This is a genomic window from Streptomyces sp. NPDC041796 (assembly GCF_055590785.1).
On record NZ_JBVJAH010000024.1, the window covers coordinates 46,554 to 65,904 of the forward strand.

26 protein-coding genes are annotated in these 19,351 nt (G+C 70.3%); 19 read left to right on the forward strand and 7 right to left on the reverse strand.

Translation table 11 applies throughout. The annotated features are described in order from the left end of the window. The first annotated feature begins 1,726 nt into the window (after window positions 1–1,726). The 4 genes from ACZ6C1_RS33220 to ACZ6C1_RS33235 are packed head-to-tail and all read left to right on the forward strand — an operon-like array spanning window position 1,727 to window position 4,829. Window positions 1,727–1,981: a hypothetical protein gene (locus tag ACZ6C1_RS33220; protein WP_469246176.1), complete on the forward strand. Its 255-nt coding sequence runs from the start codon at window positions 1,727–1,729 to the stop codon at window positions 1,979–1,981. Next, window positions 1,978–3,009 carry a site-specific integrase gene (locus tag ACZ6C1_RS33225; RefSeq protein ID WP_469246177.1) on the forward strand — a complete coding sequence of 344 codons (1,032 nt, stop codon included), beginning with the start codon at window positions 1,978–1,980 and terminating at the stop codon, window positions 3,007–3,009. Before ACZ6C1_RS33220 ends, ACZ6C1_RS33225 begins: the two co-directional genes overlap by 4 nt. A 26-nt stretch (window positions 3,010–3,035) precedes the next feature. After that, window positions 3,036–3,626 (forward strand): hypothetical protein, encoded by a 591-nt coding sequence (locus ACZ6C1_RS33230; RefSeq protein WP_469246178.1) that lies wholly within the window; start codon window positions 3,036–3,038, stop codon window positions 3,624–3,626. 36 nt (window positions 3,627–3,662) lie between these two features. Beyond that, complete coding sequence (locus ACZ6C1_RS33235; protein WP_469246180.1) at window positions 3,663–4,829, forward strand: helix-turn-helix domain-containing protein; 1,167 nt, start codon at window positions 3,663–3,665, stop codon at window positions 4,827–4,829. Between the two features lie 66 nt (window positions 4,830–4,895). Here ACZ6C1_RS33235 and ACZ6C1_RS33240 read toward each other — a convergent pair whose 3' ends face one another. The 5 genes from ACZ6C1_RS33240 to ACZ6C1_RS33260 all read right to left on the reverse strand — a co-directional run bounded on the left by ACZ6C1_RS33240 (window position 4,896) and on the right by ACZ6C1_RS33260 (window position 7,172). Then, a complete protein-coding gene (locus ACZ6C1_RS33240) occupies window positions 4,896–5,168 on the reverse strand; it encodes a hypothetical protein (protein WP_469246182.1) in 273 nt (90 codons plus the stop codon). A gap of 208 nt (window positions 5,169–5,376) precedes the next feature. Continuing rightward, window positions 5,377–5,583, reverse strand: coding sequence for a DUF6011 domain-containing protein (locus ACZ6C1_RS33245; RefSeq protein ID WP_469246184.1), 207 nt, complete (start codon window positions 5,581–5,583; stop codon window positions 5,377–5,379). A gap of 18 nt (window positions 5,584–5,601) precedes the next feature. Next, entirely contained in the window at window positions 5,602–6,534 is a 933-nt protein-coding gene (locus ACZ6C1_RS33250) for a GIY-YIG nuclease family protein (RefSeq protein ID WP_469246186.1), read from the reverse strand. A gap of 133 nt (window positions 6,535–6,667) precedes the next feature. Continuing rightward, window positions 6,668–6,808 (reverse strand): hypothetical protein, encoded by a 141-nt coding sequence (locus ACZ6C1_RS33255; RefSeq protein ID WP_469246188.1) that lies wholly within the window; start codon window positions 6,806–6,808, stop codon window positions 6,668–6,670. 16 nt (window positions 6,809–6,824) lie between these two features. Continuing rightward, on the reverse strand, window positions 6,825–7,172 hold the full coding sequence (locus ACZ6C1_RS33260) for a hypothetical protein (protein WP_469246190.1): 348 nt from the start codon (window positions 7,170–7,172) through the stop codon (window positions 6,825–6,827). Window positions 7,173–7,399: 227 nt separating this feature from the next. Here ACZ6C1_RS33260 and ACZ6C1_RS33265 point away from each other — a divergent pair, with 227 nt between their 5' ends. The 14 genes from ACZ6C1_RS33265 (at window position 7,400) to ACZ6C1_RS33330 (ending at window position 16,175) form a co-directional block, all read left to right on the forward strand. Then, window positions 7,400–7,921, forward strand: coding sequence for a hypothetical protein (locus tag ACZ6C1_RS33265; RefSeq protein WP_469246192.1), 522 nt, complete (start codon window positions 7,400–7,402; stop codon window positions 7,919–7,921). Between the two features lie 83 nt (window positions 7,922–8,004). Continuing rightward, a complete protein-coding gene (locus tag ACZ6C1_RS33270) occupies window positions 8,005–9,024 on the forward strand; it encodes an ERF family protein (protein ID WP_469246194.1) in 1,020 nt (339 codons plus the stop codon). Beyond that, window positions 9,024–9,308 carry a hypothetical protein gene (locus tag ACZ6C1_RS33275; protein WP_469246195.1) on the forward strand — a complete coding sequence of 95 codons (285 nt, stop codon included), beginning with the start codon at window positions 9,024–9,026 and terminating at the stop codon, window positions 9,306–9,308. The genes ACZ6C1_RS33270 and ACZ6C1_RS33275 overlap by 1 nt, the downstream gene beginning before the upstream one ends. Window positions 9,309–9,658: 350 nt before the next feature. Beyond that, a complete protein-coding gene (locus ACZ6C1_RS33280; protein ID WP_469246196.1) occupies window positions 9,659–9,928 on the forward strand; it encodes a hypothetical protein in 270 nt (89 codons plus the stop codon). Between the two features lie 51 nt (window positions 9,929–9,979). Next, window positions 9,980–10,246 carry a hypothetical protein gene (locus tag ACZ6C1_RS33285; protein WP_469246197.1) on the forward strand — a complete coding sequence of 89 codons (267 nt, stop codon included), beginning with the start codon at window positions 9,980–9,982 and terminating at the stop codon, window positions 10,244–10,246. Between the two features lie 38 nt (window positions 10,247–10,284). Next, complete coding sequence (locus ACZ6C1_RS33290; RefSeq protein ID WP_469246198.1) at window positions 10,285–10,560, forward strand: hypothetical protein; 276 nt, start codon at window positions 10,285–10,287, stop codon at window positions 10,558–10,560. Further along, window positions 10,557–11,447 (forward strand): WhiB family transcriptional regulator, encoded by an 891-nt coding sequence (locus ACZ6C1_RS33295; RefSeq protein WP_469246199.1) that lies wholly within the window; start codon window positions 10,557–10,559, stop codon window positions 11,445–11,447. Before ACZ6C1_RS33290 ends, ACZ6C1_RS33295 begins: the two co-directional genes overlap by 4 nt. Beyond that, window positions 11,444–11,875 carry a hypothetical protein gene (locus tag ACZ6C1_RS33300; protein ID WP_469246200.1) on the forward strand — a complete coding sequence of 144 codons (432 nt, stop codon included), beginning with the start codon at window positions 11,444–11,446 and terminating at the stop codon, window positions 11,873–11,875. The genes ACZ6C1_RS33295 and ACZ6C1_RS33300 overlap by 4 nt, the downstream gene beginning before the upstream one ends. Next, window positions 11,872–12,312, forward strand: a complete 441-nt coding sequence (locus ACZ6C1_RS33305) for a hypothetical protein (protein ID WP_469246201.1) — start codon at window positions 11,872–11,874, stop codon at window positions 12,310–12,312. Before ACZ6C1_RS33300 ends, ACZ6C1_RS33305 begins: the two co-directional genes overlap by 4 nt. 444 nt (window positions 12,313–12,756) lie before the next feature. Then, a complete protein-coding gene (locus ACZ6C1_RS33310; RefSeq protein WP_469246202.1) occupies window positions 12,757–13,113 on the forward strand; it encodes a hypothetical protein in 357 nt (118 codons plus the stop codon). 250 nt (window positions 13,114–13,363) lie between these two features. Next, the gene (locus tag ACZ6C1_RS33315) at window positions 13,364–14,659 is read left to right on the forward strand and encodes a cell wall protein (protein ID WP_469246203.1); all 1,296 of its coding nucleotides are present in this window, start codon (window positions 13,364–13,366) and stop codon (window positions 14,657–14,659) included. Then, window positions 14,652–15,470 carry a DciA family protein gene (locus tag ACZ6C1_RS33320; protein ID WP_469246204.1) on the forward strand — a complete coding sequence of 273 codons (819 nt, stop codon included), beginning with the start codon at window positions 14,652–14,654 and terminating at the stop codon, window positions 15,468–15,470. The genes ACZ6C1_RS33315 and ACZ6C1_RS33320 overlap by 8 nt, the downstream gene beginning before the upstream one ends. Next, window positions 15,467–15,913: an SLOG family protein gene (locus tag ACZ6C1_RS33325; protein ID WP_469246205.1), complete on the forward strand. Its 447-nt coding sequence runs from the start codon at window positions 15,467–15,469 to the stop codon at window positions 15,911–15,913. The genes ACZ6C1_RS33320 and ACZ6C1_RS33325 overlap by 4 nt, the downstream gene beginning before the upstream one ends. A gap of 79 nt (window positions 15,914–15,992) precedes the next feature. Beyond that, window positions 15,993–16,175 carry a hypothetical protein gene (locus ACZ6C1_RS33330; protein WP_469246206.1) on the forward strand — a complete coding sequence of 61 codons (183 nt, stop codon included), beginning with the start codon at window positions 15,993–15,995 and terminating at the stop codon, window positions 16,173–16,175. A 78-nt stretch (window positions 16,176–16,253) separates the two neighbouring features. On the opposite strand, the gene ACZ6C1_RS33335 is transcribed toward ACZ6C1_RS33330, so the two are convergent. Then, window positions 16,254–17,147 (reverse strand): hypothetical protein, encoded by an 894-nt coding sequence (locus tag ACZ6C1_RS33335; RefSeq protein WP_469246207.1) that lies wholly within the window; start codon window positions 17,145–17,147, stop codon window positions 16,254–16,256. Further along, entirely contained in the window at window positions 17,144–18,289 is a 1,146-nt protein-coding gene (locus ACZ6C1_RS33340) for a ParA family protein (RefSeq protein ID WP_469246208.1), read from the reverse strand. The genes ACZ6C1_RS33335 and ACZ6C1_RS33340 overlap by 4 nt, the downstream gene beginning before the upstream one ends. Before the next feature lie 640 nt (window positions 18,290–18,929). Here ACZ6C1_RS33340 and ACZ6C1_RS33345 point away from each other — a divergent pair. After that, the gene (locus ACZ6C1_RS33345) at window positions 18,930–19,286 is read left to right on the forward strand and encodes a hypothetical protein (RefSeq protein WP_469246209.1); all 357 of its coding nucleotides are present in this window, start codon (window positions 18,930–18,932) and stop codon (window positions 19,284–19,286) included. Window positions 19,287–19,351 lie beyond the last annotated feature (65 nt).

The following is a 19,351-nucleotide window of genomic DNA, read 5'->3' on the forward strand; positions in this document are numbered from 1 at the left end:
CACCGGCCCATCAGGACCGGCCGGGCCACCCGGATCCCCGGGCCCGACCGGCGCCTCCGGGAAACCTGCCCCGACCCTCACCCCCAGCCCGGGCCCGGCTGGCCCGCCGGGACGAGACGGGGCCCCTGGGCCTACCTCCACCGTCCCAGGCCCGCCCGGCCCAGCCGGTCAGGACGGCGCACCCGGTGACCCCGGCGAACCCGGCCAGCCGGGCCCGCCGGGGTCACCCGGACAGGACGGTTCTCCCGGACAGGATGGACAGGACGGGTCTCCACCCGCCGAGTGGACGTACACCGATGCTGACGGCGTGACCTACCGATGCCGCCCCGCTGACGACTTCGACCCCGATGCGCCGCGCTATACCTGCACCCCGGTCAGCGGCCCGTCCTCCCCACCCGCCCCGGACCCCAGCCCCACATCCAGCACCGAGAACCGCACTGGGCTCCTGGGAGTCCGTAACCGCCCCAGCGAGGGCGTGACCTCGGCCTTTGTCCAATAAAAACTCACACTAAATAACTCGATCTTGCTAACCTGCCAGCTTCGCCAAGGGGTGCGACCCGGCCGTACACGTACATCACCAGCAAGGGTGGGCGGTGTCGCTGGTGGACCGGATCTTGCGCCGGTGCTGCCCTGCTCTGGGCATGGCAAGGGCCCGTCACCGGTGCGGTGACGGGCCCGAGTCGGGTGCGGCGAGGTGGAGTTCCTGAGCCAGAAGATCAGGAGCGGTGCTCAGAAGCGGCTCTCGACCCAGAGGATCAGCAGGCTTACGGCGCCGCTGCCGACGCCGTAGGACACGCCTTGGACCAGGCTGGCGTGGACACCGTGTCCATGCCGGCGCATCCATTTCCGCAGATGGCGCGCTATGCGGGAGCGTCGGGTGTCCACGGGAGCGCTGTGCTTGTTACCCTGCATGCGGTGCTTCCTTCCGTGTCGTCGCGTGACGGGGCACTACGCAGGGAGCCCTCCCGACCAGTGGCCTAGGAACCGGAGTCGGGGTATAGGGCTCCCTTTGCACGTCAAAGTCTACGACGGGCGACTGCAGTTGAGAGGACGCCTGAGGTCCGGTCCCGGTCCCAGTAGGGTGCGGCATTCAGGGCTGCCTGTTACTCGGACCTGATCTGGAGCGCTTTGGCTACATCCTCGATACGGTCTGACTACGGGTGGTGATGTGCATCACATCGGAGTGTCAGTGCGTTACCCGCATGCAGCACGCGGCCTCCGTACGACCGGAGAACACCTGCACCTGACTTGTGAGGGTCTTATGGTCCAGCAGCACGCCCCTTCCTGCCTGCTCTACTCGGCCAACTGGCTTCGCCACGCCGTGGCCGCAGTGGGACTCCTTCTCCAGGATCCGCCCGAGCCTGCCGGGGACCGGGTTTGGGCGGAAGCACTCGCGGACGCGATCGCGTACTTCGCGGAGCTCCCTGGCTGGGAGACGGTGACCCTTAAGGACATTGTGGATCATGTGGACTGGCTGGAGAGATCACCCAGCCGGGAGTGGTTCCTCGCCCAGTGCTCTTGCGGGGCTTCGAGCGTCTAGTCCGGCGTGAGGTGCCGGAGCTTAGGATCGATCCTGACGAAGAATCGAACACATCGAACAGTCGCGAAGTGCTGGCTCTGCACAAGTTGCCACCGGTCTAATGGATCGCACGAGTGCCTGATGAGGGAAGGGTCTGATTCACGATAAGCTCACATATCGCCAATCAAGATCGGGTAGAACACGGGTGTGAGCACACCAGACGATGAGGCCACCGCGCACCTGCTCGTCACGGCCGCCTTCCACGACGCCGCCGCGACAGCCGACGAACGAGGCGACCCGATGGTCGGCGACTTCTCCCGAGCCGTCATCCGCCAGTTCGAAGAACACCAGCACCTCGAAGGCGCCCTGTACGCCGTCGTCATGAAATACGCCCAGGAACACGCCTCCGCCGACGAGGTCGCCGCGCTCCAGCGCTGGATCGCCGGGGTGAGCAGGCCATGAACGACCGCCTCCCCGCCGCCGCCCCGGGTCCGCTACTGCCGGCCGAGTTCGACCCGGAGCTGCGCGCCCGGCTCGCCGCCCTGGACACCGCCTCCGACGCGCACGCCCAGGATCAGCGGCCTGCCAACACCCAGCGCTCCTACGCCTCGGACTGGAAGACGTGGACCGCGTTCTGCGCCCAGCTGCAGATCCCGGTCACCGCCGCCACCCGCGGCACGCTCCGCGCCTTCGTCGACTACCTGTGGAACCGTCAGAAGCGCGCCTACTCCACCATCGACCGCAAGCTCGCCGGCGTCGTCGTCACCCTGCGGCGCCCGCCGTACCGCGTCATCGTCGACCCGGACGCCACCGCAGCGGCCAGAGAACTGCTGAAGGACTACCGCAAGAAGTCCGCCGAGGCGGAGGAGCCGGAGCGCGGCCGCGGCCGAGCGCCCGCCATGCGTCTGGACGACCTGCGGCTGATCGTCGGCAAGTGCGACACCGACATCTTCGGGCTCCGCGACCGCGCCATGCTGCTCCTCGGGTTCGCCATTGCCGCCCGCCGCGCCGAGCTCGCCGGCCTGCGGTTGCGGAACATCACCGACGACGTCGACGGCAAGGGCCTGCTCGTCAGCGTCCGCGTGTCCAAGACCGAACCGCGCACCGTCCCCGTCCCCTACGGCCGCAGCGCGGCGACTTGCCCGGTGAGGGCCTGGCACGCCTGGCGGGATGCTGCGGGCATTACCGACCCCGACCGGCACGCCTTCCGCCGCATCCACCACACCGGCGCCGTCCAGCCACAGGGCCTCACCCCCCAGCGTGCTGGCGACATCATCACCGCAGCCGGGCTGCGCGCCGGATTCGAGGACCTGTTCACTGGCCACTCGGTACGCTCCGGGATGGCCACGGAAGCACGACGGCAAGGTAAGGACCGTAAAGCTATTGCTGCTATTACTGGGCATGCGGACGGCTCGAAGGTCCTGGACGGCTACATGAGGATCGTCGACCAGTGGGGAGAGCAGGACAATGCCCTTGTGGGCTTGATGTAGACCTGCCGTGCACGAGGAGAGGACCCATGACCGTCCATCTCGCTCCAGGCGTCACGCTGGAGGGATTCGACCCACTGGTGCAGGAAGACGTCGACAGCCTGAAAGGCATGTTCACCGACTACCTGCTTGAGGAGTTCGAGCGCATCGGCGAGCTGGCCTTCGGCAACCCCGTCGCGGAGTACCTGACCACTACCTTCATCCGGTGTGATGGCCAGAATGCCGGATTCATGGCACTGGATGCTGGACACTACGCCGTCGAGATCATCTACGTGAAACCGGAGTTCCGCGGCCGAGGGCTCGCCGCGCTCACCCTCCAACAGACGAGCCGGGTCTGCCCCCAGAAGCTCGCCGTGAAGACACCGCTGTCGCCGGGGGGCGAGGCTCTCGCCAACCGTCTGGGGCTGGCGAAGGCTGACAACTTCCCTCACGAGGTGGCCAAGAACCAGGAGGCCTTGCGCATCATCGTGGAGGGAATCAAGAAGACCTGCAAGCACGGGAAGCAGGCCGGAGACCCGAGGAAGCCCTGCAGGCGCTGCTATCAGAAGTACCTTCGCCACTACGCCGCGTACGGTCTCGGCAAGTACGCCGAGGGAGCGCGGCGGCGGGCCGGAAAGTAGAGAGAAGGACGACGGCACCGTGATCGGAGACAGGGCGTGAGCGAGCGGGTGTACGGCGCGTCGTCGGTGCGGCAGTTGGCGGCGGTGGTGGAGACGGTCGCTCCGCGCGATCCAGCGCGCTGGGATACCCGCCGGCCGATCCTGGGCGCCGGGGGGCTGCCGGTGCAGGTGTCGCGGGTGCGGGCGAACCAGCTGTGGGCGCTGGTGGGGATGCTCGACCGGGCCGCGACGCTGGCACCGGAGTTGTTCCCCGTGCAGTCACCCCAGGCCTGGTTCCGGCCGGAGCCGTTGCGGACGTTCTGGGCGCTGGTGGCGGCGGGGGAGTTGCGGGATCCGAGGCGGTCGGAGCGGGGGCCGTTGCCGCTGGCGTCGCAGCGGGTCGTGCGGGACTGCGTGGGGATCCTGGCCGAGCTGGTGGTGCCGGGGAAGGCGGTGGCGCTGCCGCGGCTGGGTCAGCCGGAACTGAAGGAGACGGTCGACGCGCGGTCGCGGGCGGTGCTGTACCGGGAGCTGGTGGACATGGCCGGGCGGGGCCGGTGGGATCCGGACGTGGCGGGGATGTCGCTGGAGGAGCGGGCGCGGCTGCTGGCGATGGTGGCGATCGTGCTGGACTCGGGGGCGCGGTCGGGTGAGGTGGCGGCGCTGCGGCTGGATGATCTGGCGCCGGGGCTTCAGGCGGTGGGGGTGCGGCGTCGGCAGCAGAAGGCGCCGCCGAACCGGGTGGAGGAGATCGCGGCCCTGGCTGAGGTGCATCCGGGGCGGGTTCGGGAGGTGCTGCTGGGGCGGCTGGAGCAGGTGTCGGAGGCGACGAGGCAGCGGGTGCTGGCGGCGGTGGAGGAGCTGGGGCCGCTACCGGAGGTGGAGTGGTACCGGCTGCGGCCCGGGTCGCGGGTGGCGGTGCGCCGGTGGCTGGAGGTGCGGGAGCGGGTGGTGGAGGCGCTGCCGTTGACGGGGGGCAGGTCGGCGATGTGGGTGACGCTGCAGGCGTCGAAGGCGGGGCCGGCCGGGATCACGGTGCGGGCGGAGTCGCTGGGCCGCTCCTACACACGGGGCATTACGGCGCTGAACCTGGTGATGGCCGGGGCGCATGGGTGGTCGCCGTTGCCGACGACGATGGAGCAGTTGCGCCGGGCGGTGGACGCGGTGCCGCTGCCGGGGCCGCCGGCGGGCGTGGCGGGGCCGGGTTCCGTACGGTCCAGGTAGGGCGCACCTGACAGGACGGGCGTCTGGGCGGCCTCGCGGTCACTTCGCACGTGCGCGGGGCCGCCGTCAGTAGCGCGGCGCGCCCCACACGTCGGGGGTGTCTCCGCAGCATTCCGGGCACATACAGCGGCAGGTATCCCACCGTCCGGTGCACTTGCCCTGCTCTGCGTCGTCCTCGTGCGCCCTGACGCCGGGGCAGTACGGGCCCGGATCCGGGCAGTCGCTCACGGCCATCTGGTGCGTGTCGCACCACGTGGCCATGGCGGTGGCCAGTTGTACGTCGCCCTTCGCTCCGGCGTACTGCATCGCGTCGTCACGCCAGGGGCATAGCGCTTCCACGGCCGGTGGGGGGCATGAAGGAGCGGCTTCCCCTGGGCAGGTGAGCCAGGTTCGGCCGTCCGATGCGCGCCACTCTGTCCACTCGGTAAGCCCGTACGGGGCGCGGGGGTTGGTCCGGTTCGAGGCGTGGATGCCGCATGCCGGGCAGTGAAGGTGGCCGTCGGGCCCCTGGGGATGTGGGTGAGTGGCCAGCATGTGACGGTCTCTCCTATGTTCCGGGGATCGTGTCCTGGTCGACCTCGTGGACGGGCGGGGCCGGTGGTCGGCGCGCGGGGTCGCATGCTTCTCCGTAGCCCCGGAGCCGTGAAGCGGGCTGGGTGAGTTCGCGGCCGCAGCGGCGGCAGTAGCGGTGCCGGTAGCCGGTGGCGGGGTCGTCGATGAGGGTCGGCTGGGTGGCGGGGCGTATGCGGGCCATGGGTTCGAGTGTTCTCGATCAAGCGTCCAGCGTTGCCCAGCGGGCACGGCAGGCGGTCCGCTTGCATCGGTCGCTGTGAGGCACCGTGGAGGCGGGCATCAGCCCTCCCGATCCGGTGCCGATCTCCTTGGACTGAGCGCAGGCTGCCACGGCTGTCCTACGGGTAGGCCAAGTGCCTGTGACGGCGGCGTGCACTAGCGGCCGGCGGTTGGTCCGGGCAAACCTCACCTTGCCCATCAGCCCGCCTAGGACTTCTCCGTCTTGGGTGAGTGTCCGGGCGGCGTGGTACTCGGTGGTCTCCGCCAGGTAGGTATCCAACTCCACGCATTGAGCTACGGGTGGTGCCGGGCTGTCGACTGGGAGGACTCCGGATGCGGCACGGAGTTCGTTGATGTAGGCGATCAGATCGGGCTCCGGGTGGAACCATTCGCGGCTTCGGCCTGAGGCGAGCAAGTGCGTGAAGCGGTGATGCAGTTGTCGCTCGCGGACGAGGTCGCCAGGCTCTGTTGCCAGGGCCTCAGCGTGCAGGGACATCATCCGGTGGCGAAGGTTCGTCGTAGTTCCGATCTTGATGAGGTGTTCTCGCCGTGCGAAGTAGACGAGCGGGGCGTGCCGCTTGTTCTGCGGGACCGGATGCGTTCCGTACCCGTACTTGCGGGTCCATGTCGTAACGGTCTGGGTCAGGCCTACCTCCAGCTCGCGCACCTTGACGGCTCCAGCGGTGTGGGCCAGCAGGGCTGCCGCTTGCTCCTCGTGGTCGGGACAGAAACGCAGCGGGTCCTTCGTGGTGGCCAGCATGCGGCAGTCACCGAACGCGCAGAGACGTGTGGTCACGGGCGTCGGAATGACCTGAACGCGCGTGCCGCATCCGCACCGAAAGGCGTTGCGGCCGTCGCGCCCGTACTGGGTCAGGGATCGACCGCATCCGCACCTGACGGCGAACTTCTGCATGGTGACGTGTTCTCCCAGTTCAGAGACAGGGGTGGTGAGGTGGCGAGTTCCCGGAGTAGACTGCGCGTGCGCGATGCGTGTGACATTCAGGCCACCACCCCGGCTGGGGCGGTGGCCTTCGCTGTGCCCGGGGTCAGGAGGAGCGGCGGTTGAGGTGTTCGGCGAGCTGGAGTGCGCCGACCCGAACGAGTCCGCACCATACGGCGCCTGAGCGGGTGTCCAGCACGTACCAGCCGGAGCGGGATTTGCGGATCTGGTATCGGTCGCGATTCATGGGGTCCCTTTCGTGGTCAGGCGGCGAGCTTGTGGTCGGCCTGCTCGAAGCGGCTGGCCGCGATCGGGTTGGCGGGGCGGTAGACGGCGAGGCGGGAAGTGAAGGCCGAGTGGCTGTAGAGCTTGATGTCCACGGTTTTGCGGGTGCGGCCCTTCAGCTTGATCCGGGTTTCGCGGGTGGCGGTAGCGGTGACGCCACGGGAAAACGCACCGGCGTACCGCTTGGCGGTGGCGGGGTCGATACCGGCGGCAATGAGGTGGGTGCGGGCGGTCTGCGGGGCGCCGGTAGCGATGGCCTTGCAGGCACGGCGCTGGGTGCGCTGGTCGCGGATGCGCTGGCGGAGGATCTGCTGCTTGCGGTTCATCGGTGCCCCCTGGTGTGTGGTGATGGCTCCACCCTAGCCGGTATTGCATTGCGATGCAATGCAATATGGCGTACGGTTGTAGCCACCGGGCCACCCCGGGATCGCGACACTGGCGCCATACCGTATGGCGTGCGCAATCCGATATGGAGGACACTGGCGTGGCAAACACCCCCACGCGCCCGCCGAACCGACGGTCCGAGCGGCGCCCGCCGAGAGGACCCCGCCCCGTGACCCGCCCCCGGATCACCGCCGACACCGCCCGCGACCGCCTCACCGCAGCCGCCGAAACGCTCCGCACCAGCAGGACCAAGACCCACAAGGAAGCCGCCGAGGCCATCGACGCGATCCTCGCGCCCGGCGGCTGGCGCCTGCTGCGCCCCAAGGAAACCGGCACCGGCGGCGGCAACCTGCCCCTGGGCATGGACAAGGCCCTCAAGGCGGCCCTCGTCGCCGCGGCGGAGGAGAAGAACGCCGTCCTCAGCGAGGACGTCAGCGAGGGATTCCGCCGGTTCCTGGCCGGCCAGTGGATGCCGGACAAGCCCCGCCGCGCCACCCGGAACTCCGGCGCCACCCGCAGCCGCACCAACCTGAACGTCCGGCCCGACGGCGAACTGCGCGAACTCGTACAGCAGCGCCTGCCAGCCGCGTCCGAGGAAGCTGGGTGGCGGATCACCGAGACCCACGTGGCGATCGGCTGGCTCCTGCACCACTACCAGATCGACCCGGCCGCCCTGCCGGCCACCGAGTAACCCGGCCCGGCGCGGCGGGGTGCTGGACGCCGACAACCACCCCCGCCCGCCGCACCGCGTGACAACCCCATAGGAGAGACCTCATGGCACCCGCCACCGAGGCCCCCGCCACCACCCAGGCGGAGGGCCCCACCTCGCACACCCAAAACCAGGCCGCTCCCAGCGTCTACGTCCTCATGGCCCAGGTCATGAACGACGTCCGCAACGTCGGGAAGAACGGCGAGAACAAGTCGCAGAACTACCGCTTCCGCGGGGTCGACGACTTCATCGGCGCCCTCGCCCAGCCGCTCCGTGACCACGGTGTGGTCATGATGCCGGAGGTCCTCGACTACGAGGCGTCCGTGCGGGGCAAGCAGAACGCCGTCCACATGCGGGTCGCCTTCCACTTCTTCGGCCCGGCCGGCGACAAGGTCACCGCCGTCACCCTCGGGGAAGCGTCCGACGTCGCCGACAAGGCGTCGAACAAGGCCATGTCCGCCGCGCTGAAGTACGCCCTGCTGCAGACGTTCATGATTCCGGTGGACGCCGGAGCCCTCGACGAGGGTGACCGTGACCACCCGGTCGGTACCCGGTCCCCGGCCGACGGCTACGTGGAGCGGCTGCGCAAGCCCGCCGTGTGGAACAACGTGACCGCCCTGCTGGCCATGCACACCGAGGCCGGGGCGGAGGGCCTGCTCGACGCGACCGTGAACGGACCCGACGGGGAGACCACCCTGGGCAACCTGCTCAAGGCGCGCGGCACGCAGCTGAAGGCGGAGGCCGCCGAGCGCGAGCAGCGCAAGGCGCAGGAAGCACCGCAGGCGGCCGCTCAGATCGCCGCCGAGCACGGCGTGCCCAGCCAGACCGCGCCGGAGACGGTCGACGACGAGGACCGCAGCGGGCACGTGCAGCGCCTCATGGCCCAGGTCGCCGACCCGACCTGCTGGAACAACCCGCTCGCACTCAGCCAGATCAAGGGCGACGCCGAGAAGCACCAGGTCCTCGACCACGAGGTACAGGGCCCGCCGCCCGGCCGGGAGTGGATGCCGTTCCGCAAGCTCCTGGACGACCGGTTCGCCGAGCTCAAGGCCGCCGCCGAGAACCGTGAGCGGAGCGTGGCGTGATGGGACTCGTATGGGTGGGCAACTTCCTCATCGACCGGGACTGCTTCGTCCCGCACCCGGCCGGCCAGCAGCTCGCCAGGCGCGCCAGCAGCGCCGCCAGCCTTGAGGCTGTGGAGTCGCTGCGCGCAGAGGCCGACGCCCTCGGCATCGTCAACTCCGGGATCCTCGCCCCCGACACCGAGGAACCAGACGTCCTCAGCTGGTACCTGACACGCCGCCACACGGTGCTGTCCGGCCCCAAGCCCCCGGGGCCCGGCTCCAACACGGGACGGAGCGCCGCCTGATGCCTGGCGCACAGTGGAGTCCGGGAGGATCCGGCCGGCCTCTGATCACGTGCGCGTGCTGTGGCCGGCGGCGGCCGCACAAGACCCGCGGCCGGTGCTCGGGGTGTGACTACCGCTGGCGCTACTTCGGTAAGCCCGCCGGTGGTCCGCCGCTTCCCGGCCAGGGCCTGCCCCCGAAAGGCAGTGCACCCCACACCTGCTCGGAGCCGGATCCCGCATGCGCCGGCTGCGACCTGGACCGCGCCTGGACCGCGCACAAGGCGTTCAAGGACCGCTACCGCCAGAAGCGCCGAGAAGCCGCAGCCCGACGGGACGCCGCGCTCCGTGCCACCCGGCATGCAGGGCACACGATGGCGATGAGCAGCCGCGGCTCCTACTGCCTGTCGTGCAAGCGAGGCGAACCGTACCTGGACGAGATGGCCGTCGAGCGGGCGGTGCAGGGACAGCCGCCGTCGTGGCTGTCCCCGGCGGAGCGGGAGGCCGCGGTCATCCGCCTGCGGCTGTCCACCCCGCTCGCCTACACGCGGATCGCCGAGCGCGTCGGCTGCTCAGAGCGCACCGTCATCCGCATCTGCAAGGCCAACCGCCTGCTGCGCAAGCAGACAGCACTAGTCGCCTGAGCCCTCCGGGAACTGCACGGGGGCACCAGCTCACCGAAGGAGGCCCCCGCCATGCTCGACGATCTCCTGCTCATCCTCGCTGTCCCCCTCCTGCTGTGCTCGTCGTTCCTGTACGCGCTGGCCGAGTCTTGGTGGCGGCGCCGCCATCCCAGCCCGCGGCCGGTGCCGTACCTGTCTGGCCGCGCCCCCTGGGCCGAGGTTGACGAGCAGGTGTCCGCCGCGGAGGCGGTCGTCGCCGAGGCCTACGCCCGCTACGGCGACCTCTACGACACCCCCCTCCCCGGCACCGGCCGCCTCACCGCCGGCGGCAGCCCATGAACCCCCCACACCGCCCACCTCGAAGGGAGGTGAGCACCATGCACATCTGGATCCTCGCGGCCGCCCTGGTGCTCACCACGGCGGCCGCCGCCATATACGCCCGCCGCGCGGCCGCCGCGCGCACCGCGCTGGGCCGCGAACTCGCCGCCGCCCGCCTCACCGACGGGGCCCGGCAGCGGGACCTCGACACCCTCACCGCCCACGCCGCCGCTGTGGCCCGCGCCCAGGAGGCGCTGACGGCCGCCGAGGACATCGTCGACGCCGCGTACACCCGCCACACCACCCACCGCCGCACGGAAGGGGGCACCCCATGACCAGCCTCGCCACGCTCGCCCAGCGGGCCCTGACCGACCACCCCCACTACCGCTACCGCGGCTGCGCCCCCGACCCCGACGCTCCCACCCAAGCGGCCGGCGACCCCGACGTCGCGCTGGACGCGTGGCTGCCGTACACCGGCGACGGCCCCGAACCGCAAAAGGCCCGCCTGGCGCGGGAGAAGGCCGCCATCACCATCTGCGGCCGCTGCCCCGTCCTCGCCGCCTGCCGCACGTACGCGAACACGGAGACCACGGTCGCCGACGCGGACGGTACGGAGACGGTCCGGCTGGCGGAGCCGGAAGGGATCTGGGGCGGGCAGCGGTCCCTGGACCGGCACCGCGCGCTGATCGCCCGCCGCACCGCCAGCAGCACCGTCACCGAACGCTCCCTCGCCGAGGCCCGCACCGCCCAGAAGCAGGCCCTCCTCACGGCGCTGGCCGCCGAGGTGTACGAGGACCGGGTCGCCGCCCGCGCCCGCATGGACGTCCGCACCGCCAACTGGCACCGCGCCTCCCTCTGCTCCCTCCTCGGCCTCGACAAAGAGACCGCGACCCGCGACCAGCTCCTGGAGGCCGCCCTCGCCCACGACGTGTTGCCGGCGGGGGTGCGGATCGTGTGGGACGGGCTGTGGCCCACCATCGCCGCCCCCACCACCGACGGCGCCCGCCAGCGCCGCATCACCCCCCACATCCCCTACGCCGTCTTCACCCGCCGCCCCCGCCCCCGCCGCGCCCGCACCGGCGCCGGGCCCGGCCGGATCAGCCACCGGCCCGCCGCGGGCGGGCGGCGCCGTCACATCCCCGGCCCGCGGCACCTGCGGATCGTCACCCCCCGCCCCATGTCCCTGCCACTGCCCGCAACCGTCCTGGAGCCCGCCGCATGACCACCACCCCGCCGCCCTCGGCGCCTTCCGTACCGGCCGTCGACCAGGCCATCACCGAACGCTGCGAGGACCACGGCCAGTTCCTCGCCGGCCTCATCGCCGCCGGCACCCTCGACTCCGTCGGCCAGCCCGCCAAGCTCCCCACCCAGCTATGGCCCGACCTCCCGGACGACGCGGTGGAGGCCATCTTCGGCGTGGGGCTGGCCGTCGGATACCGGGCCCGCGGCTTCGTCGAGCACCCCCGCTTCACCCGGGAAGCCCTGAAGCGTTTCCACGACGCGCTCGCCGAAGCCGGGTACACCGGCATGGCCCGCCTCGCCGCCCGCTCCGCCAACACCCTCCCACCCAGCCCTACCCCGGACCCGGACCCGGGGGAGCATCCGGCCGACAGCGAGCTCGACACCGCACGCGACGGGGGACGCCCATGACCACCACCCCCAGCAGCGGCGGACGCGGTCGGGGCCGGCCCGCCGTCTTCGACACCACCCTGCAGACCCGCTACCTCACCGCCATCACCACCGGCATGCGCCTCGGCGAAGCCGCCCGCCACGTCGGCATCAGCGTCAACGTCCCCACCCGCCTCGCCCGCACCGACGCCCAGTTCGCCACCCGCCTCGCCGACGCCCGCGCCGCCGGGAAGAAGGCCCGCGCCGACGCCAAGCCCCACGACGAAAGCCACTACAACAACGACTCCTGCCGACACCCCGACTGCGCCACCGCCGCCCGCAAAGGCCGCGCCCACCGCCGCCGCACCGCCACCCGGGCCGACACCAGCCGCGACGACCACCACCACGCCACCGTCATCGGCCTCGAACCACCCGCCCTCAAGTCGCCTATTTCTCTTCTGCAGCTGGAGGCTTCGTAGTTGAGACAGGACCGGGCTGCACGGTCGAGTTATTTAGTGTGGATTTTTATTGGACAGAACCGCAGGTCCGTACGCCTGTCCGATGAGCAGCACATCTGATGACAAGCCGACATTCGACACGAGTTGACCAGGAGGGGGACAAGTGGCGAGGTCAACCGGTAGGCTGCGCCTTGCGCCAGACGACCACTCAGGTACGAGGCGCAAGCAGAAAAGCAGAACGGCCTCGCTCCCCCCGGCTGGCACCGGGGATCGACACGAGGCCGGTGCCGCAGACAGTCCCCAAAGACTTCTACGGCCGTCCGCCACCTCTCATAGCAAAGGCGACGACATGGAGCAGAGTACCCGCCCACCCGGGCGCTCAGACAGTGGGACCCGAGACTCCGGCGTGAACATCACACCGCCGCCGTCGAGCACGGGCCCCGCCGCCACTACCTGCACGACACGATGAGCGGCGCGGCCGAGCAGTCCTCGGCCTCCGGCCTCGTCGACCCCACCCAGCACCGCCCCGGCGACCGCTGCGAGTTCTGTGATGACGCGCAGTTCGCGGCCGATCCCACAACATGCCCGGGTTGGGTCCAGCACCGAACCACCGAGACGTACTGCGTGGAGGGCTGGGAGAACAACGGCTGGACATGCATGTCCGGGCCGAAGGACTGGAACGAAGCTGGCCAGCGCATGGCGCAGTTGAAGGCCCGTTTCCCCGAGATTCCGATGCGCGTTGTCGCAGAGACGACGACCTACACCGTCGTGACGACCGCACCGGCACAGACCCCACCGACTGATGGAGATCAAGTGACGTAGCCCTTATCGGGCGGGAGGTCCCTGGGCCCCTTGGCGGGGGCTCACCCTCTACCGCCGGCCGCTGGTGTTGGCGCACCGTGCGCGGCCACTTCCTACGGCTCGGTTTGGCGACCGAGCTAAGGCCCGAACTTCGAATCCGGTTTGGCGACCGGGCCCGAGCGTTCGAGCGACTTACAGGTTCTCCCCAGAACCAGCACCCACCGAAGCGGGGCTTTTGCATGCCCTCTTCCAGAAGAAGGACGGGTACATAGTGCAGCACCGCACGCCTGCTTGTCAGCTTGAGCACGCCTCTACGGGCGTTTCGTCACCTATTTCCCCCTCGGTCGACGGCATCGAGTGCCACGAAACCGGGTTCCAGCCGGTCCGCGGTGCCGCCCAGGAGGTCGCCCACACCGCCTCCCGGCGCACCGGGCCGCGCCGCTGGCTCCGCGCCGTCGCCTGGCTCATCGCCGCCGGCCTCCACCCAAAGGCGGGCCAGACCACCCTCCGGGTCGCCGAGGACCTCGCCGGGCGCATGGACTACGACACCGGGCACGCCCGCTACTGCCTCGACGAGATGGTCGCCCGGCTCGGGATCGACCGGTCCACCATCAAGCGGCACGTCGCCATGCTCCGCGAGCTCGGCGCGCTGGCGTGGGTGCAGCACGGCACCCGGGCCAACATCCGCCGCGCCCTGGGCATGAAGGGGTACGCGGGGACGGCGACGGTGTACGCGGCGGTCATCCCGGCCGTCTACGACAACGCCATGGGCCACCGGATCGTCGGCGCCGGGTACACCGCCCGCATCGTCGTCGACCAGCGTGGCCAGGCCCAGGCTCCTGTGGATAACCCGCCTGTGGACAACTCCGGCTCCGACGGCTGTGCGCCCCCTTCCCGTACCTGGGTTGAAGAAGAGGGTCAGGTGCAGATGATGGGTGGTAGTAACCACACCCCGCGAACGGGTCGTCAAACCGCATCCATCCCCCGCCAGAAGACCAACAGCAGCAGCAACAGCCGGGGGCCGGCCGGGCGCCGTAGCCCCATGCAGGTCGCCCAGGACATCCGCATCGCCCGGCAGGTCCGGCCCCTGGTGAACTGGACCCAGGCCGAGGGCCTGCGGCGCCTCGCGTACGCGCTACGGCCGCTCATCGACCGCGGCCTGGACGCCATGCAGATCGCCGACGAGCTCGCCGGCATGTGCCTGGGCTGGCGCCCCAAGCAACCCGCGAACTTCCTGCGCGCCACCCTCGCCAAGGACGCCGCCCAGCTCGAGTCCCAGGCGGCCACCGAGGCCCTCCTCGCCGCCCAGACGTGGACCACCGCCAACGAGGACGACGTCGACTCCCTCGCCCGCCTCTTCGGCCTCGCCGCCGACGAGCCCGCGCCCGAGCCGCGCACCGACCACGACCGGTACCTCGCCCGCCGCGACTGGAGCAACTGGCCCGAGGTCGCCGACCACTACGCCGACGACCCCGACGACGCCCTCGACCTGTACGGCGAGGACCTCGTCACCTACGCCGTCCGCATGGACGCCCGCACCAAGGACCGGGAGGCCCGCCTTGTCTGACCAGCCGCAGTCCGGCCGCGACCTCGCGCGCCAGGTCCTCGCCGCCTACAAGGCCACCCGCAGCACGCACCCCGCTGGCAAGCCCGCCGTCCGTACCCGCACCGCGCGCCGTGACCGCAGTACCGGCCGCGACCCGGTCGCCTTCGGCGCGGTCGTCGGCACCCTCAACGCCGAGCAGGGCTGGGGCGCCGCGCTCAAAGGAGGCAGCATCACCGACCGGTGGGCCGCGCTCTGCCCCACCGAGTACGCCGACAAGCTCCGCCCGGCCGGCTTCGATCCGGAGACCGGCACGCTGCGCCTGGTCACCGACTCCCCGACGGTCGCAGCCAACCTCCGCTACCTCGGCAGCATGCTGATCGACTACCTCAACAAGCAGCTCACCCAGGGCAGCGGTGCCAGCCCCATCCGGAAGTTGAAGATCGCGGTCGGCAACCTCGGCACCGGTGCCCAGCCCGACGCCCCGACACCGCCGACGCAAGCCGAGCCCCCGGCGCCGGTCCGTACGCGTGAGTCGGCCTCCCCCGGCTACCGGCGCGTCCTGGCCCTCGCGCTCGAGCACAAGCCCGCCCGCGACCAGCTCCTCGACGACCGGATCCGCGCCGCGGCCGAGGCCGGGGACCGGTGGCTTGCCGACCCCGCCAACCGGGAGCCCGAGGACGCGTTCCCCGACGCGGTCGCAGCCCAGGAACGCGCGGCCGCTGCAGCCGGCCCGCAGCCCGGCACTCTCGAGGCCGCCGTCGCCGCAGCCCTCGCCTACAAGCACAGCGGCGGCCACCACCGCAAAGTCCAGCGCGTCTTCGAGGCCTCATGAACGGCCTGTGGCGTCCCGCGCGCATCCTCCTCACCGGATCCCGCACCTGGACGGACAGGGTCCGGCTCGAGACGACTCTGATGGACGTGTGGCACGACGCCACCCAGAACGGCTACACCACCATCCTGCTCACCCACGGCGCTTGCCCGGAAGGCGCTGATGCCATGGGGGACGAATGGGCGTACGCCAACTGCGCCCCCCAGGATCCGAAACCCGCTGACTGGACGGGCCCATGCGCGCCGGACTGCCGACCCGGGCACCGTCGCCAGCGCCGTGACGGAACCGACTACTGCCCGCTCGCCGGGCACCGTCGCAACCAGCTCATGGTCGACCTGCAGCCCGAGCTTGTCGTTGCTGCACACCGTGGGAACTCCCGTGGTACCGCCGACTGCATCCGCCGAGCCGAAGCGGTCGGCATCCCCGTCCTCCGCCTCGCCGCCTGAGCGAACCGGGGCAATGCCCAGTCGCGCACTGCGGCAGCGTGTTGTCGAAATCACCGACCCCGACGCAAGGGAGCAGGCCATGCCCCAGCAGCACCCCGACACCTGGCACGAACTCGAGGCCGTCGACGAACGCGCCTGGCTCGACGGCTGGATACGTGGTCAGCGCGAGCTCATGGCGGCCATTCAGATGCGGCGCCTGGCTATCGTCGGCGGCTTGCCGGGCTCCCAGCAGGAGGGGCTGGCCTGCCTGGGCTGGTGGTGACCAATGGTCACCACCTTGTCGTCAGAAAGACCAAAAGGTGGTGACCAATGGTCACCACCTTGTCCGCGGAGCGGTCGCCTACGGGGACTGATGCTCGCCCAGGGATGCGAGGAGCTGGTCGACGCCGCTGCGCAGCATGGTCGCCTCACGTCTGGCCCGGGCCGGGTCCAGCTCGGCGATTTTGCGTAGCTGGGTGAGGACGGCCGAAGCCGCCGGCTCGTCATCGAGCTTGGCAAGAGACTTGACTTCCGGCTTCGGTGGAGCTTCCAGTACCGGTGTCGCATCCTTCGGCGGGGAGTACCCCAGGAAGTTCGCGGCCTCCTCGAGCGTCTTGTCCGTCACGTTGCCGCGTCGGCGCGCTTCGATCCACACCTCGCGCACGGCGTCCGACCCGTGGGTCTCCAGGACGGGCACCAGGATGCGCAGGGGGCGTTCCTTCAGCTCCTGAGTGGTCATGTCCTCGAGTACCTGAGCCACGGGCAGGACACGAATGATGTTGTTCGCCTGGTGCTTTTTGAACCCGAAGCGGTCGTAGACCAGGGCGCCGAAGGTGTCGAAGCCGGCAGCCTTGTGGAGCTCTTCCTCCTTGATGGCCCGCAGCCGAAGTCCCAGGCCGATGAGCCGCTGCTGTTCGGCCCGCTCATGGTTTATGCGGGCGGCGTACTGAGTGGCGACGATGCCTCGGCTGTAGTGCTCTAGCCGGGCGGCCGGGTCGGTGCTGGCCGGCTCGGTGAACTCCGGGATCGGCAAGTACCCGGGTGTCTCCTCGCGCGTCACCGCAACCGGGGCGGGGGCCACGACGGCGGGTGCTGCTGGGGCCGGCAGCGCCGGGGCGGGTGGATTCGCCTGCTCCTGTGCCGCGCGGCGGCGCTTCTGCTCCTCTTCCCAGGCGCGCATCTCTTCTACGCGGGAGTCCCCCTGGCTCGCGCCTCCACCGATGACGGGGATCGGGGCGGCCTGCTTCCTGCTCACGCCGACAGCTCCTTCGCCAGGGCTCGCATCACGTTGGCTTGGCCGGAGTCAGGGGCGTGCTCGAGCAGCGGGATTTGGAAGTCGGATGCCTCGCGGCCTTCGATGGCGTCCTTGAGGGTGGCGAGCACGCCGGGGGTGGTGAGCTCGTTCCACCCGTCATAAAAGCCACGGGTGACGACTCCCTTGCGGGCGTCGTAGGCGTTGACGACGAACCCCAGCTGGTCCACGGTGGCGCCTGTCAGGCGGGAGTGGGCGATGATCTGGTCGTTGAGCATGCCGTACGCCTCGAAGGAAGCGCGGTCGGACCACACGGGGATGAGGACGCCGGAGTGGTCGATGAGCTCGCCGGGGCGACGCTGGACGTAGTTGATGGCGAGGTCTATGGCCAGCCCGAGGTTCGGCGGGCCGTCGAGGATGATGACGTCGTAGCTCCCCTCGAGCGGGGCGAGGGCGCGGGCGAGGCAGGTGTCGCGGCCGACCTGGAGCAGCGCGAGCTTGGCGTCCATGAGGAAGGCGTCCCGGGTGGCGGGAAGGACGTGCAGGCGGCCTCCGAAGCGTTCGTGGGGGAGCGCTACGAGGGATCGGGCGAGGTGCTTGGCGCCTTCGCCGAGCATGTGCTTCAGGAGGCTTTCCCCTCCCTCGGGGAGGCCCGGGATTTGGAGCCGGCTGGTGAGGTGTGCCTGGGGGTCGTAGTCCACGAGAAGGACCCGTTGGCCGGCTTCGGCCATGGCTTGAGCGAGGCCGGATGCGACGAACGTCTTACCGACGCCGCCTTTCTGGTTGCCGACGAGGATGCGTTTGACCGGCTGGGCGACGAGGCGCTGGTCCGGAGAGGGGTGCCGCTCGAGCCAGAGGGTGATGGCCTGGGCCATGCCCTGCACCTTGGTGATGCCGCGGCTTTCGCACTCGGCGGTGAACCTGGCCGGCCCTCCGGTGGGGAGGAACACCCCCCACGACTTTGCGCCCTTGGTCTCTACCTCGGGCGGGGTGGGGCTGTCGTACCAGAGATTCAGCGCCTTGGCGGCAGCGTCCTGCATGTTGAGGCCATGCTCGGCGGCCCGGATCCGCAGATCGCGCCGCAGCTCAGCCGTCAGGTTCACGAGCAACTTTTCGCGCTCTTCTTCGCTTCTCAGGTCGGTCATGGCGAGCAAATTACCAGTCGATCACCGGGATGCAAGAGACGCGCGAGGCGCGGGTCGCGAGGCTGGGACAACTGGAAACCGGAGGAAGGCAGTTGAGATTCGGTCGTCTTCGCCCCGTGTGCCGGGGTTTCTTCGTCAGCCCTTCGGGTGACGTCAGGACTGGCCTGGCCGGTGCGGGGGATATGGTCGTGGCCGCCGGGCTTCGGCTCGCCGGCCAGGGGTGCCGGGCCCTCCCGTGGGGGGTTCGCAGCCCGGCCCCCTGCGCACGTACGCCACGCAGAACGGTTCCTGCCAGGGCTCTCCCGTGTGGCGAGTTCCAGGGCTAGACTGCCGTCATCTGACGGGCATGCCCGTGAGGCCTCGAGGCCCCCGCGGGCACTGGGCGCGTTGTCGCCACTCCGCCCCCGAAACCGCCGGGGGCTTTTCCGTACCCGGCGTAACAGTCGAAACCGGTGGCCGGGACCATGCTCCTAGGGTCACGGCGGGATCAAAAAATCAGCCTGGCCTTACCCATCAGTCCGAATTGCTGTCACAGTGGGCATCCCACGGTGCTGGACTGGCAGCCGGCGCCGAAAGGGCGCACGCCGGACCAGCGTGTGCCGCAAGCCCTTCCCTTCTGCCGGAGGAGCGGAGACGCCCCATGTCCGCAGCAGAGCCCACGTTCCCCGAGCCTGCCCACGGGCCGATCGGGTCCGTCATTCACCTGGCGCAGCATCCCAGCGCCCGGAGCCGTGCGGGTGTCCGCCGTACGGAGCCTCCCGCACCCGTCGAGGACTGTGGTCCCCTCCACCGCCTCGCTGAAACCGTCCAGGCGATTTTCCTCTCGCGCCGTCTGAGCCTCGCCGACGCCGACACGGCGCAGGCCTACGACACGACGCTCGAGGCGGTCATGCTGATGCTGCGCAGCGCCGCGGCGACGGGGCACCTCGAGCCGGAGCAGCAGGAGTTGCTGTCTCAGATCATCGGTGACATGAGGGCTGTTCCGGAAGCCGTGTGACGTGGCATATGCCGATTGCTGACGCTCCGTAGATTATTGCGGAACGGCAACAGTCCCCACGCATC

Excerpts from the sequence above, each read along its gene's own strand:
- ACZ6C1_RS33225 (WP_469246177.1), top strand. The coding sequence starts at position 1,978 with ATGAACGACCGCCTCCCCGCCGCCGCCCCGGGTCCGCTACTGCCGGCC.
- ACZ6C1_RS33230 (WP_469246178.1), top strand. The coding sequence starts at position 3,036 with ATGACCGTCCATCTCGCTCCAGGCGTCACGCTGGAGGGATTCGACCCA.
- ACZ6C1_RS33245 (WP_469246184.1), bottom strand. The coding sequence starts at position 5,583 with ATGGCCCGCATACGCCCCGCCACCCAGCCGACCCTCATCGACGACCCC.
- ACZ6C1_RS33250 (WP_469246186.1), bottom strand. The coding sequence starts at position 6,534 with ATGCAGAAGTTCGCCGTCAGGTGCGGATGCGGTCGATCCCTGACCCAG.
- ACZ6C1_RS33255 (WP_469246188.1), bottom strand. The coding sequence starts at position 6,808 with ATGAATCGCGACCGATACCAGATCCGCAAATCCCGCTCCGGCTGGTAC.
- ACZ6C1_RS33260 (WP_469246190.1), bottom strand. The coding sequence starts at position 7,172 with ATGAACCGCAAGCAGCAGATCCTCCGCCAGCGCATCCGCGACCAGCGC.
- ACZ6C1_RS33270 (WP_469246194.1), top strand. The coding sequence starts at position 8,005 with ATGGCACCCGCCACCGAGGCCCCCGCCACCACCCAGGCGGAGGGCCCC.
- ACZ6C1_RS33275 (WP_469246195.1), top strand. The coding sequence starts at position 9,024 with ATGGGACTCGTATGGGTGGGCAACTTCCTCATCGACCGGGACTGCTTC.
- ACZ6C1_RS33280 (WP_469246196.1), top strand. The coding sequence starts at position 9,659 with ATGGCGATGAGCAGCCGCGGCTCCTACTGCCTGTCGTGCAAGCGAGGC.
- ACZ6C1_RS33285 (WP_469246197.1), top strand. The coding sequence starts at position 9,980 with ATGCTCGACGATCTCCTGCTCATCCTCGCTGTCCCCCTCCTGCTGTGC.
- ACZ6C1_RS33290 (WP_469246198.1), top strand. The coding sequence starts at position 10,285 with ATGCACATCTGGATCCTCGCGGCCGCCCTGGTGCTCACCACGGCGGCC.
- ACZ6C1_RS33295 (WP_469246199.1), top strand. The coding sequence starts at position 10,557 with ATGACCAGCCTCGCCACGCTCGCCCAGCGGGCCCTGACCGACCACCCC.
- ACZ6C1_RS33300 (WP_469246200.1), top strand. The coding sequence starts at position 11,444 with ATGACCACCACCCCGCCGCCCTCGGCGCCTTCCGTACCGGCCGTCGAC.
- ACZ6C1_RS33305 (WP_469246201.1), top strand. The coding sequence starts at position 11,872 with ATGACCACCACCCCCAGCAGCGGCGGACGCGGTCGGGGCCGGCCCGCC.
- ACZ6C1_RS33310 (WP_469246202.1), top strand. The coding sequence starts at position 12,757 with ATGAGCGGCGCGGCCGAGCAGTCCTCGGCCTCCGGCCTCGTCGACCCC.
- ACZ6C1_RS33325 (WP_469246205.1), top strand. The coding sequence starts at position 15,467 with ATGAACGGCCTGTGGCGTCCCGCGCGCATCCTCCTCACCGGATCCCGC.
- ACZ6C1_RS33330 (WP_469246206.1), top strand. The coding sequence starts at position 15,993 with ATGCCCCAGCAGCACCCCGACACCTGGCACGAACTCGAGGCCGTCGAC.
- ACZ6C1_RS33340 (WP_469246208.1), bottom strand. The coding sequence starts at position 18,289 with ATGACCGACCTGAGAAGCGAAGAAGAGCGCGAAAAGTTGCTCGTGAAC.
- ACZ6C1_RS33345 (WP_469246209.1), top strand. The coding sequence starts at position 18,930 with ATGTCCGCAGCAGAGCCCACGTTCCCCGAGCCTGCCCACGGGCCGATC.